Origin of the sequence: Chryseobacterium sp. Leaf394 (assembly GCF_001424105.1) — a bacterium.
Lineage (GTDB): Bacteria > Bacteroidota > Bacteroidia > Flavobacteriales > Weeksellaceae > Chryseobacterium.
The window spans coordinates 1,232,273-1,245,353 of the sequence record NZ_LMQH01000011.1 but is presented as its reverse complement, the minus strand read 5'-3'; the positions used below and the strand labels follow the sequence as shown (position 1 = coordinate 1,245,353).

Sequence of the window (13,081 nt, the reverse complement as noted above, 5' to 3'; positions counted from 1 at the left end):
AAAAATAATTAAAAGTTTATAATTCTGTCTGATGAGTTTTCTGTTTAAAAGAATAAATTCTGTCGACAGCTAAAAACAGGCATACAACGCCCACTAAAAGCACAAACGACCGGACCCAGTTCATGGAACTCCATTCTGAAGATAATCTTCTGAGAGTTTCATCATCCGGAACAGGTTCAGACAGAAACATCAAATCACTTCTCGGATGAAAATAGGTAAAAGCGAAAATATCTCCCAAAATATAGCACAACAATGCAATTCCAAGAAAAACCCTTGCAGATTTTGCGGTTCTCCAGAATAAAATCAATGACAGTAACGTGAAAATTTGCGTTGCCGGAGAAAATATTCTGAAGAAATCTCCAGGATTTACGGTCTTGAAAAATTCTCTCGCAGCCATCACCGAATTGGGAATGTCACTGTCCGTAGCCACAGCATTCACCATTGAATTGTACACATTTGCGAACAGAACTCCGCTCGCCAACGCCACGGATGTGAATAAAATTAACTTTTTCATTTTCAGGGCTTTTAGTTTTTTTAAATTTAATGAAAAATCTGTGACCTACAATATTCTAATCGCTTTTGGTTTGAAAGTGAAAATTATCTTGTGTGAAGATCTTCAATTCTTCAATTGTGCTTTACTGTAGAGTTTTAATCTTTGCCAACTTGATTTTACTTAATGAAAAAAATGCCAAAACTACCGGAAATAATCCCTTGTTTTGGCATTTAAAATTGAATACTATCTAATCTTTTATTAATTTTTCATCATGGTTTTTTCCCCAGTTATCTTTCAGTAATAATATAATTCCCTGATTAATTTAATTTTAAAATCTATAACCCAGAGAAAGTCCGCTTCGCAGTCCTGCCCACGGTCCGTCCAGTTTTATGGCAGCACCATTGGTATTGGTCTGTACAGAATATTCAACCAGTGGAATTCCTAAATCCTCGAGTTCGGCTTTTAATTGAGATTGCTGATCCGGAGTTAATGTCTGAGAAGATTTTCCGGTAAAGTCGCCTTTTCCTTTTCCGTAATGCGCTCCCACAATCCACCAGTCGAGAACAAAACTTTCTTTTTTATTTAAGAAAAACTGAACACCAAGAAGCAAACCGACACTGTTACCGGTGGCCTTTCCGGAGATGTTCAGAGGTATTTCGGAAGTATTACCTCCACCTTCTTCATATTCCTGATAGAAGGTAAAGTTAGTGGCTTTAAAAGTTGAATTTCTGTAATACGGAGCTGCATAAAATCCCTTCCCGTAGCCTTTTCCGAGATAGAACCGGGTTTCTATTGTAAAATGAGAACTTCCGGCTTTAACGTCTCTCAATTCATCATCACCATCTGTAAAAGAGTTGATGAAAGGGACTTTTCCTTCAGGCATTGCCGAATATCCCACATTTACAGAGAACCATTTATTGATGGCTCTTTCGTAAGTGACATTAATGTTTTTAAATGCGTAAGCAGTAAGATTGGTTTTAATAATATTTCTCCGCTGCATAACTGCGGTATCAGTTTCAATTGTATTTAGCTCCTGTGCATTTGAAAAAAGGGCAAGGAGCATTGCCGGAATTGTAATTAAAGTTTTCATGGTTATCAGTTTTTTGAATATTCAAATGTCATTTAATTAAGGGATAACATTCAATTACACAAAAGGGTGAAATTTCTTAATTAAAATTTAAAAATATACTTTGTCAGGTTTACCAGCCGAATTGATGAGAATTAATCACTGCCAGAAAGGATGCGGTTCCAAACACCGCCTGCTCCGTGACTTTTGGCTACAATTAAAAACATTTACTACAACAGACACTCAGAGGAGATTGTTGCTGTTAAAAACAGTAATCTGAAATTTTTTATAAAACAAAAAGCACGAATGTTTATAATCATTCGTGCTGTTGTGATAAATTTAATTTGAACTAAATCACTTATCTTGTGGTATAACCACCGTTGGCGAAGATAGTTTGTCCTGTAATCCACCATCCGTCGGTTACCAGAAATTCTACCAATGGTGCAATGTCTTTGATGTCGGTTAATCCACCCAAAGCTGATGCTGATTTGTGATAAGCGACTGCTTCCGGAGCTTCCTGTCCGTAAAAAAACGGTGTATCCATAGGTCCAGGCGCAACTGCGGAAACTGAAATTCCCCGTTCTCCAAATTCTTTCGAAGCCATTCTTGTGAAGTGCTCAACCGGCGCTTTCGCTCCTGCATAAGTGGAATAAAAACCTGTGTAGGCAGCCAACAGTGAAGTTACAATCGTATTGATTTTTCCGTTATCATTCAGATGTTTACCCGCTTCCTGGATAAAGAAGTAAGCCACTTTTGAATTGATGTCAAACATCGTGTCGTAATCTGCCTCGGTAGTTTCCAAGAAAGGTTTTTTCAAGACCATTCCTACTGTGTTGATGGCGATATCAATGCCGCCGAATCTTTCTTTTGTGGCTTCAAAAAGTTTCGCAATATTTTCTACTTTGGTTAAATCAGCCTGAAAAATAAAGGCTTCTCCTCCCGCAGCTGAAATATCTTCTAAAGTTTTTTCGGCGTCTGTTTTGGTGCTGTCGCTGTTGTAATGAATGGCTACTTTCGCTCCTTTTTGGGCAAAATTACGGCTCAGAAGTCCGCCCAAGTTTTTTGCTCCACCCGCTATTAATACTGTTTTTCCGTTTAAATCATTTCTTGACATAATCTGTAAATTTTGATGTTACAAATTTCGCAAGGCCTAAATGTTAAAACATGGTGAACTTTTCGGAAAAATTAAATATTTTTCTTTCTAAAACTCCCGGGAGTTTCGCCTGTCCAGTTTTTGAAGAATTTTGAAAAGTTAGATGGATCATAGGTAAATCTGCGGGCAACTTCCGAAACAGATATTTTCTCCTTCAGAAGCATTTCTTTAGCTTTTTCAATGATTTTCAAATCATAAAAATGGCAGGGATGATGACCCAATTCCGCTTTAATCGTATCACTTAAATGTTGGTGCGAAATGGCAAGCCGTGAAGCAATTTCATTAAGTTCGAAAAAATCCTGAACCTCGCCGGTAATTACTTTTTCGATATGATCATCCAGAAAATTAAAATATTTCTGTGATATTTCCTGCCCTCTACCTCTTTTTATCATCGTTTATGTTTTACCTGCAAAAATATTAATAAATTGCATTATAATTTTATTTAACCTTATCATTCAAAATTTATCCAACAGAAAATCTGCATTACAAATGAAATTACTTGTACTTTTAACTACGTTCAGTTCAGCTTTATTCTTTAGCCAGAGCACAAGAACACCTTTAAATATAAAAAGTGATTCAATTTCACTTGACAAATTATATTTTACAAAACCTCATGATTCCATATTGGTGAAAAAGGATTTACTTTTGGTAAAAAAACCTTCTGATTCGTTGTATTTAAGTCTTGTAAAGAAAAAAACTGATGCTGAAATGATAGAAATCCTCAATGCGGGTAAGACAAAAGATCTGATTGTAAAAATTGAAGATCCGAAAGCGTTTCCAAAAAAATAGTTACACATTTATCTGAAACATTTGAAGATGAGATAAATGTCGTAAAATTTAATTTTAATGTTTTTTTCATCTCAACGAATCCCTGAAATTGTATTTCATTTTTTATTTTTGCAGTCTACTTGCATAAAAACATGACCAAAGAAGAATTACTGCACCGCGCCATTAAAATTGCCGATAAAGCTCACAGAGGGCAAAAAGATAAATACCACGCTCCCTACATTGCCCACGTAATGCGCGTAATGGAATACGGAAAAACAATGGATGAAAAAATTGTCGGCGTGCTCCACGACGTGGTGGAAGATCATCCCGAAGAATTCAGTTTTGAATATCTCAGAGAGGAAGGTTTCCCGGAATATATACTTTTTGCGATCAACTGCCTTACCAAATACGATCCGGACGAAAATTATGACGATTTTGTAAAACGTACTGAACGCTCTCCCCTTGCTGTTGCCGTAAAACTGAATGACCTTCGTGATAATATGGATTTGAGAAGAGTCAACAGAGAATTAACTCAAAAAGATATTCACCGTTTTAATAAGTATCTGAAGGCATACAGGTATCTTTCGGAGAAATATTAGACTTATACAGAAAATGAAATAAACAAAGGCTCACTTCATGGAAGTGAGCCTTTACTGTTTTATCTAAAATAAGAAAACTATTTAGCCGCTTTCACATCAACAGAAATTTCGATGTCTTTGCTGATAGCCCATTCTGCAGGATCTGTTTCGTCTGTACCGAATTTGATTCCCCAGTCAGCTCTGTTCACTGTAAAATTAGCCTGTACAGCTGCTGAACCTTCAGCAACATCTACTTTCGCAGGGAAAGAAACGTTCACAGTTTTGCCCAGTAAAGTAAGGTTACCGCTTACAGTCTTGTTAGCTCCTGCTACTGCGTTTGCAGGTGCAGTTGCCAGGTCAGTTACACCTGTGATTTTGAAATCAGCAGTTGGGAATTTTGTAACATCGAAGAAATCAGGATTTTTAAGGTGACCTTCAAGATCTGTAGATTTTTTGTCTTTTTCAGTAACTGATGCAGGATCTACTTTCAAAGAAGCCATATCGATTACGAAGTTACCTGCAGTAAGCTGTCCGCCATCCACGTTCAACTCACCAGACTGAATAGCAAGTGTACCCCATCTTGGTGCAAAACCTCCTTTATGAAAAGCTTTCCAATTTACTTTAGAAGCAGCAACATCAGCTTTTAAAGCTTCACCTTTGCCCTCTGCAACGTTTTGTTCTGTTCCTGTTTTCGCAGTGTCTGCAGTTTTGTCTTTGTTACAAGATGCTGAGATCAAACCTACAGCTACCAATGCGATTACGCTTAGTTTTTTCATATTAAGTAATTATTTAAATGTTTTAGAAGTGATAAATATAATGATTATTGTTTTATTTACCAATCTTTGATTTATTAACGGAGCAAAGATAAAGGCTGCGCAGCGTAAAAATCATTAACATACATCAAGAAAATCTTTCGGTACTTTTTAATTTAAATTTTTCACAGTCAATGTTAAATGAATCTACTTTCTACATCTGAAATTTCAGTATTTTAGCCACTTCAAAAATCTTTCATGAACACTGTAAATTTTATTCAGAAACAACTCAATTTATCCGATAAAAGCATCAATGCTACCTTAAAATTATTATCCGAAGACTGCACCATTCCGTTTATTTCAAGATACAGAAAAGATGCTACAGGAAATTTGGATGAAACACAGATTGAGCAGATTTCTAAGCTGAATAGACAGTTTGAAGATATTGTAAAACGCAGAGAAAGTATTTTAAAATCAATTGAAGAACAGGATTCTCTATCTCATGAATTAAAGCAGAGAATTGATGAAAGCTTTGACCTTCAGGAACTCGAAGACCTGTATTTACCTTTCAAAAAACGCAGAAAAACAAAAGCTGATGCAGCGAAGGAAAAAGGACTTGAGCCTTTGGCAAAAATAATTATGAGTCAGAAAGCACAGGATATTCAGTTTCTCGCTTCAAAATATCTGAACGATCAGGTTTCCTCTGAAGACGAGGCTTTGCAGGGCGCACGCGACATTATGGCAGAATGGATCAATGAAAATATGTATGTGCGTAAAAATCTCCGCCGACTGTTCCAACGCAAAGCTGTGATTACTTCAAAAGTGGTAAAAGCTAAAAAAGAGGAAGATGGCGCTCAAAAATTTTCGCAATACTTTGAGTGGGAAGAAAGTTTAAACAGAACTCCATCCCACAGACTTCTAGCCATGCTGAGAGCTGAAGCCGAAGGTTTTGTAAAAACCAATATTGAAATTGATAAAGAAGAAGCTTTAAATTTCATTGAAAATGCTGTGATTAAATCTAAAAATGAAAGCTCAGAACAGATTGTTTTGGCCATTAGAGATTCCTACAAGAGACTTTTGGAGCCCGCAATTTCAAACGAAACTTTGCAGGAAGCCAAAGAGAAAGCAGATAAGAAAGCAATTGAAATATTCTCTGAAAACCTGAGTCAGCTTCTGCTTGCTCCACCTTTGGGAGAAAAACGGATTTTAGCCATCGATCCGGGTTACAAAAGTGGTTGCAAAGTGGTTTGTTTAGACGAAAAAGGAGATTTAATTCACAACGAAACTATTTATCCTCACGCTCCCCAAAATGAAAGTGGCATGGCGATGAAGAAAATCCGTTCAATGGTCAATGCCTATAACATTCAGGCAATTTCCATTGGAAACGGAACAGCGAGCCGGGAGACTGAATATTTCATTAAAAAAATAGGATTTGATAAACCTTTGCAGGTTTTTGTGGTTTCGGAAGCAGGAGCATCGGTTTATTCTGCAAGCAAGATTGCGCGTGATGAATTTCCAAATTATGATGTGACCGTTCGCGGGGCTGTTTCTATTGGCCGACGTCTTTCTGATCCATTGGCAGAATTAGTGAAAATCGATGCGAAATCTATTGGTGTAGGACAATATCAGCACGATGTAGATCAAACTCAACTGAAAAACGAACTGGATTCTACTGTGATGAAATGTGTGAATTCTGTCGGAATCAATTTGAATACTGCAAGTAAATCTCTGTTGAGCTATGTCTCAGGCATCGGCGAAAAAATGGCTGAGAATATTGTAAATTTCCGTGCTGAAAACGGAGCTTTTGAAAACAGAAAACAACTGAAAAAAGTTCCACGATTAGGTGAAAAAGCTTACCAGCAGGCGGCGGCATTTATCCGGATTGCCAACGCCGAAAATCCTTTAGACAATTCCGCAGTGCATCCGGAAGCCTATGGAATTGTAGAAAAAATGGCGAAAGATTTGGGCTTAAAAACCAATGACCTCATCGCCAATAAAGAAAAAATCAGTATAATTCAGCCTGAACAGTACATTACAGAAAACATCGGAATTTTAGGAATTAAAGACATTCTGAAGGAACTTGAAAAACCAGGTTTAGATCCACGAAAGGCAGCAAAAGTTTTTGAGTTTGATCCAAACGTCAAAAAAATGACAGACCTGAAAACCGGAATGATTCTTCCGGGTATCGTTAATAATATCACAGCTTTCGGATGTTTTGTAGATCTCGGAATTAAAGAAAGCGGACTTGTGCATATTTCTCAACTGAAAGACGGCTTTGTTTCTGATGTAAATGAGGTGGTGAAATTACATCAGCACGTTCAGGTACGCGTAACAGAGGTAGATGAAGCGAGAAAAAGAATTCAGCTGAGCATGATTTTATAAAAATCACAATGAAAGTTTCAGAGTTAAAGGAAAAGAAACTGATTCACAGGCCAACTCAAAATTTTGATCTGGCTGGAAACCGTATTTATGATGTTTTTGAATATAATTTACCTGTTAAAACAAACTATGACGGCAACGAGCGTGATAGAATTTTGGCAAAACTGATTGATTCGATTCCGTTTTTTCTAATATTCTATTTTATATTTGGTTTATCACCTATTCTGTCAGCGTTACTTCTTATTCCGTCAGTAATCCTATTTGGAAGTGTTACTGAAACTGTTTGTGGAACGACATTAGGAAAAAGGGTATTTAAAATAAAGGTGATAGATGATTCCGCAAATAATCCGGCAATATTTAAATCGTTCTTAAGAAACACACTATGTTTAGCGGTATTTTATATGCTTTTTGCAGATTATATTCCACCTTTGAACGAAATACTTGGAATAAAACACAAAGAGACCAACTTCACAATGCACATGAATAATATTTTGTGCAAAACCTATATCGTGAAAGAATACAAACTGAAAGAAATTAAAATGCTTCTGAAACAAAGTTTGATGTAAACGCAGACATAAAACAAATAAAATCAAATTCAGATAAAACCGGAAGTTTATTTAAATATTCAGCAATAAAATCTATATGCAATAAATAGCTTTGTAAGCAATTTAAAGATTTGTTAATACATTGAAAATAATTGGTGATTTATAGTGTATTTCAGTTTTAATCGTTTACCTTTATCCTTAGAAATACGAATTATAAAAAACACAAAAAACACATATTTATTTATTATCATTATACTTTATATTTCTATTTTCCCCGTCAAAGGGGATTTTAATGAAAATATATCAACCATTATAATCATGTCTGATACATTATTAATCGAGCAATTAAATTAGAACTGATCTACTTATTTTACCTCTTGTGAACAGCAAGGGGTTTCGTTTTTGAAAAAATAAGAATCAGCGCTATATATTTTATACAATTAGAAATCTGAATTTAGAATGACCGGGAAAATTATTGGGGTGGGCAACTACATCCCTTCAGAAACCATAACCAATTTATTTTTTGACAAACATGTTTTTTTGAACGAGCATGGTATCACCTTAAAAGAAGACAACGCCATCATTACCAGTAAGCTGAAAAAAATTACAGGTATTGAAGAAAGAAGATACGCAACGAGTGATCAGGTAACCTCAGATTTAGGTTTGATCGCAGCGCAGAAAGCTATTGAAAATTCCGGGATAGATCCTGAAACTCTAGATTACATCATATTTGCCCACAATTTTGGCGATGTGCGTCACAACACAATTCAGTCAGATATGGTTCCCAGTCTGGCTTCAAGAGTAAAACATTTACTCAAGATCGAAAATAATTTCTGTGTTGCCTACGATGTTCTGTTTGGCTGTCCGGGTTGGATTGAAGGGGTTATTCAGGCAAATGCTTTTGTGAAATCAGGTATTGCAAAAAGATGTCTGGTCATCGGTGCAGAAACTCTATCCAGAGTGGTTGACATTCACGACAGAGACAGCATGATCTACGCTGACGGTGCAGGTGCCGTGATCATTGAAGCCAATGACAGCGATGATTCCGGAATTAAATCTCACCTGTCTGCATCCTATACTTTAAATGAAAAAGATTTTCTTTATTTTGGAAAATCGTATAACAATGACAGCTGTCAGGATACGAAATACATCAAGATGGATGGCAGAAAAATCTACGAATTTGCCCTTCTGAACGTTCCTGTAGCAATGAAAAAATGTCTGGATGACAGTGGTTTTACCATTGATCAGCTCAACAAAATCATCATTCATCAGGCTAACGAAAAAATGGATGAAGCCATCGTCAACCGTTTTTATGAACTTTATGGCGTTCCTACTCCACCGGATATTATGCCAATGGTCATCAGCAAATTGGGAAACAGCAGTGTAGCCACGATCCCTTCGTTGCTTACGATGATTATGCAGGATGAACTGGAATCTCACAAAATTGAAAAAGGCGACGTTGTTCTTTTCGCTTCTGTAGGCGCAGGAATGAATATCAATGCGATTGTTTATCAGTTTTAAAAAATATAAGAAACTGTGAAAATTCAGGTTAAAAATTGAGTTTAAAATATTTTTTTTAATCTTCAAAACTGATTTTCACAGTTTTTATTTTATCTGATTATTTTTAATTAAGTTTTAGCTAAATCCTGCAAAAAAGTTTTTAACGGGTTGTGTTGAAAGATCGGAATCTACCGCTGAATTATCTTTGAAGCTAATTTTTATTTATAAAATCCTGCTCTTCCTCTGACAGCAAAACATTGCTTTCAGTGTCTGATTTAACCTCAACATTTTCCCAGATATTTTTCCGGAAGTCTACTTTGGGATTCAGTCCCTTTTTATCAGATTCTTCAAAACGGCTGAAAACAATTTCGCGAATGGCTCTCTTCGTGTGCTCGCGGCTTTGATGATACATTTTATAATCATCAATCTCATACCTCGCAAAAGAAGGTATGTACACTCCATTTCTGCTGTAAAAATCATAAGTGATCACCGCCAGACCATATTTCTGCATAAAGATCACCCGGTCTTTCGAAATTTTCTGCTTTAATGGCAGATTCTCCATCAGATAAACAGACTGGTAATAAGTAATCACTTTTTTCGCTGTATCATATCGGAATTTTCCTTCAATAATATTTCCTGCAAAAGACTTTATTTTAAAACTAATCGTTCTTTCGCCATCCTCGTCATTCAAGATCTTTGCTGAAAATTTTGCTTTCTTTTTATCCAGATGTGTGAGAACACGGCTCAGTTCAGAATTCAGAAAAATATCGTTGGTGAAGGGATGCATAAAGTCATTGGTATTGCCCAGAAAAATACTGTCAGACACATTTTTTTTCAGATACTTTATTTTGTTGAGCTGCATTTGAAGTTCAGAATTGATGTACATGCGCTCAGAAAGGTCGTGAGCATTATTTTTAGACCAAAGTTTAGCTTCAGAAACCACCATCAGATGAAGTTTATTATTGTCAAAATTCTTCTGTTTGATAACTACATCATAAAGTGAAGGCTTGCTGTAATAGCGTTTTTCATAATTTTTCAGAACATCTTTAAATATGCTTTTAAAATCTACCGGAATTATTTTTACTTCTTTGATTTCGTTATAATGCCTTTTGAGCCTGATAATGCTGCTGAAATTTTTAAATTTTTCTTTTTTATAACCGAAAGCAGAAATTTCGTAATCTTTTTCTTCAGGATTTAAAGATGCCAATCCATCATCATTGGTATATACGATCTGATCTTTCATGATGATTCTTGCACTGGAAATGGGTTTTCCGTTTTCAGCGTCCAAAACTTTAACCGTCTGTCCGAAAAAAAAAGCACACGGGCAAAACAGAAGAAGAAAAATAAATTTCATAAAACAATTTTGTTTGATCAGAGCAAATATAACCGCAAATATTATTTAACTCTAAAAACTTTGAGTTTTTTAATATTAAAGATTATTTACGAACGTCTGCTCTTCTTTAGAAAGCAAAATGGTTGATTCTTTATCGTCTTTTGTTGGAACATTTTCCCAGATGCTTTTGTTGAAATCAGCCCTTGGTTCAATTCCGTCTTTATCAGATTTTGAAAATGTGTTGTAGATAATTTCCTGCAACCCTCTTTTCACATGAGATTCGTTGTTGTAGGTCATCACATAATTATCACTTTCACGTCTCATCAGCGCGGGAACATAAACACCGTCTTTTTTGTAAAAATCGTATGTGATTATGGCGTTTCCGTATTTATAACCGAATTCTCTGCCGTCTGTAGATATCATTTTTTTAACCGGTAAATCATCCATTGAATAATCTGCCTCAAAAAAAGTAATTACTTTGTCTGCCGTATGATACTTGATTTTTCCTTTAATATGAGTTCCTCTCTCAGTTTTTACTGTAAAGCTGATGTCCTGTTCGCCATCTTTTTCAGACAGCAGTTTCCCTGATGATTTAGAATGCCGCGATCTGATGTTAGTCAAGGTGCGTTGAAGCTCATAGTTTAAGAAATAACTTCCTATTTTCTCATGTCTGAACTCGTCAGTCTCTGCCCTGAAAATACTGTCAGAACTGCTTTTCTTCAAGTATTTCACGTTATTTACCTGCAGCTGCAATATGTGATCATAGTTTTTCTTGTAACCTTGCCTGTAGTCATACTGATTAGATCTGCTCCAAAGTTTAGCTTCGGTAATCGCCATAAAATGAAGTTTATTATTATCAAAATATTTACTTTTAATAACAACATCATACAGAGACGGTTTATCAAAGTATCGTTTATGGTAATGATCAAAAACATCCTCCAACAGTTTTCTGATATCCACGCTTACAATTTTCACCTCATCAATCTCTCTTAAAGAAGGTTTGAGTCTTACCAGATTTCTGAATGAAGGCAGCTTCTCACCGGTATAACCTGCTGCGGAAACTTCAAAATTGGTGACAGTACTTTCCAAAGGGGCAAAACCGTCGTCGTTCGTGTACAGAATCTGATTATTTGCTATGATTCTCGCATTAGAAAGGGGTCTGCCATTTTCAGCATCTACAACCTGTAATTTTTGAGCCTGAAACATTGCGGAAATCAGCACAAACAAAGAAATATATCTCATAAATTAGATTTTTATCAGCAGTTATTACGTTTAGACAAATATAAATTCAAAAAGGTTACAATTCCACATAAGATGATTAATTATTTAATAAAGATGAAGATTTTTTTTAAAAGCCAGATATCTGTTGAGTTAAATTTTAAATCTTTTCTGAACTGAACAAAAAAAGCCGGACAGAAGTCTGGCTTTAATCAATTATTTAAGATAATTTCCAATTATTGTGTGTTTATCAATTTCTGAATGTTTGATTTTAAAATTTCCTGATCCGCATTAAAACTTTCAAAAGCATCAACTCCGGTATTTGATAGATAGGAATGTAAATTCTGAAGACATCCTTTCACCATATTCGGGCTCACCTGAAACTGAATTGCCAGATCGGCCACGGAATTCTGACCTGAATTTTCTGACGAAAGCTGATTCATCATCGTCTGGCTCAGCCAGTCTTTCGGTTCCGCAACAGGTTCAGCCAAACTCATCTCCAAACCGATTTCATTTCCGACTGCTCTTTGCATTTTCTTCTTCTCAACAGGTTTGTAAGAACTCCAGACCATATCGCCGTGCAGACTTGTAATGATTTCACTGAGTTCAGTAATCTGAATTTTATCAGGATTTCGGGCTGCCTGCTCGAGGAATGTTTTAAAACCTACCTTCAGCATACAGGGTTCATCCAGAATCATTTCAGGGATTTTCTTTTCGAAACGGACGGCTGCAAGAAGTTCAATCGCCCTGATATCCGGACAGTCGGAAGCATTTGAAATTCTCCGTTTTAGATTTTCCAGTACTTTTTTAATTGAATTATTAGATTCTACATCAGAGCTCATCAGATAAACATAGCAAACCACAATCGCAAGCATCGGATTCTGCCAGTCATCTGAAGCCATCCTGTTTAAAAGCTGTTCAGGAACATGGTAAATGGCATTCTGCATATTTCTCAGCAGTTTGTCTACTTCCATATTGTCTTTTTCAAAAGTCCCGAAAGCCGAATTGGGTTTTCTGAATAAAATTCTTGCTGTCGGAAATATAGGTGTTCTTTTAAAAGTCAAAAAAAACTGCGTCTGCCAGTCTTCAAAAACATACAGCGGAATTTCTCTTTTCACAGGGCCATTGTAAACCAGATAATAAATTCCTGAGGCAAGCGGTGCATGAAAAGCCAGCCAGCCAAAATCTTTATCTTCTTTTATATTATTTTCATTCAGCCTGAAAAGAAGATTTCTTTCTTTATCTAAAATTGAAAACCTCCATCCCATCGAGTCTGCTACATTTTTCTGCTGGTCG

At 36.0% G+C, this 13,081-nt stretch carries 13 protein-coding genes; 5 read left to right on the top strand and 8 right to left on the bottom strand.

The features are described 5' to 3' along the window. Positions 1 to 16: 16 nt before the first annotated feature. The 4 genes from ASG21_RS10165 to ASG21_RS10150 form a co-directional block, all read right to left on the bottom strand. Complete coding sequence (locus tag ASG21_RS10165) at positions 17 to 514, bottom strand: DUF1772 domain-containing protein (RefSeq protein WP_056079193.1); 498 nt, start codon at positions 512 to 514, stop codon at positions 17 to 19. Positions 515 to 821: 307 nt separating this feature from the next. Further along, positions 822 to 1,583, bottom strand: a complete 762-nt coding sequence (locus tag ASG21_RS10160; protein ID WP_056079190.1) for a hypothetical protein — start codon at positions 1,581 to 1,583, stop codon at positions 822 to 824. 334 nt (positions 1,584 to 1,917) lie between these two features. Continuing rightward, on the bottom strand, positions 1,918 to 2,673 hold the full coding sequence (locus ASG21_RS10155) for an SDR family oxidoreductase (protein ID WP_056079187.1): 756 nt from the start codon (positions 2,671 to 2,673) through the stop codon (positions 1,918 to 1,920). 71 nt (positions 2,674 to 2,744) lie between these two features. After that, positions 2,745 to 3,104 (bottom strand): helix-turn-helix domain-containing protein, encoded by a 360-nt coding sequence (locus tag ASG21_RS10150; RefSeq protein ID WP_056079184.1) that lies wholly within the window; start codon positions 3,102 to 3,104, stop codon positions 2,745 to 2,747. A 97-nt stretch (positions 3,105 to 3,201) separates the two neighbouring features. Here ASG21_RS10150 and ASG21_RS10145 point away from each other — a divergent pair, with 97 nt between their 5' ends. Then, positions 3,202 to 3,501: a hypothetical protein gene (locus ASG21_RS10145; RefSeq protein WP_056079181.1), complete on the top strand. Its 300-nt coding sequence runs from the start codon at positions 3,202 to 3,204 to the stop codon at positions 3,499 to 3,501. Positions 3,502 to 3,632: 131 nt separating this feature from the next. After that, positions 3,633 to 4,079 (top strand): phosphohydrolase, encoded by a 447-nt coding sequence (locus tag ASG21_RS10140; RefSeq protein WP_056079178.1) that lies wholly within the window; start codon positions 3,633 to 3,635, stop codon positions 4,077 to 4,079. Between the two features lie 77 nt (positions 4,080 to 4,156). Here ASG21_RS10140 and ASG21_RS10135 read toward each other — a convergent pair whose 3' ends face one another. Then, entirely contained in the window at positions 4,157 to 4,834 is a 678-nt protein-coding gene (locus tag ASG21_RS10135; protein WP_056079175.1) for a YceI family protein, read from the bottom strand. Between the two features lie 234 nt (positions 4,835 to 5,068). Here ASG21_RS10135 and ASG21_RS10130 point away from each other — a divergent pair, with 234 nt between their 5' ends. The 3 genes from ASG21_RS10130 (at position 5,069) to ASG21_RS10120 (ending at position 9,255) form a co-directional block, all read left to right on the top strand. Next, positions 5,069 to 7,192 (top strand): Tex family protein, encoded by a 2,124-nt coding sequence (locus tag ASG21_RS10130; RefSeq protein ID WP_056079172.1) that lies wholly within the window; start codon positions 5,069 to 5,071, stop codon positions 7,190 to 7,192. A gap of 8 nt (positions 7,193 to 7,200) precedes the next feature. Continuing rightward, complete coding sequence (locus ASG21_RS10125; RefSeq protein WP_056079169.1) at positions 7,201 to 7,755, top strand: RDD family protein; 555 nt, start codon at positions 7,201 to 7,203, stop codon at positions 7,753 to 7,755. A gap of 438 nt (positions 7,756 to 8,193) precedes the next feature. After that, positions 8,194 to 9,255 carry a ketoacyl-ACP synthase III gene (locus ASG21_RS10120; RefSeq protein ID WP_056079166.1) on the top strand — a complete coding sequence of 354 codons (1,062 nt, stop codon included), beginning with the start codon at positions 8,194 to 8,196 and terminating at the stop codon, positions 9,253 to 9,255. Positions 9,256 to 9,445: 190 nt separating this feature from the next. Here ASG21_RS10120 and ASG21_RS10115 read toward each other — a convergent pair whose 3' ends face one another. The 3 genes from ASG21_RS10115 to ASG21_RS10105 form a co-directional block, all read right to left on the bottom strand. Continuing rightward, a complete protein-coding gene (locus ASG21_RS10115) occupies positions 9,446 to 10,588 on the bottom strand; it encodes a hypothetical protein (RefSeq protein WP_056079163.1) in 1,143 nt (380 codons plus the stop codon). A 75-nt stretch (positions 10,589 to 10,663) separates the two neighbouring features. Next, the gene (locus ASG21_RS10110) at positions 10,664 to 11,809 is read right to left on the bottom strand and encodes a hypothetical protein (protein WP_056079160.1); all 1,146 of its coding nucleotides are present in this window, start codon (positions 11,807 to 11,809) and stop codon (positions 10,664 to 10,666) included. Between the two features lie 212 nt (positions 11,810 to 12,021). Beyond that, positions 12,022 to 13,081 (bottom strand): hypothetical protein (locus ASG21_RS10105; protein ID WP_185113725.1); only part of this gene is annotated, 1,060 nt, incomplete at its 5' end.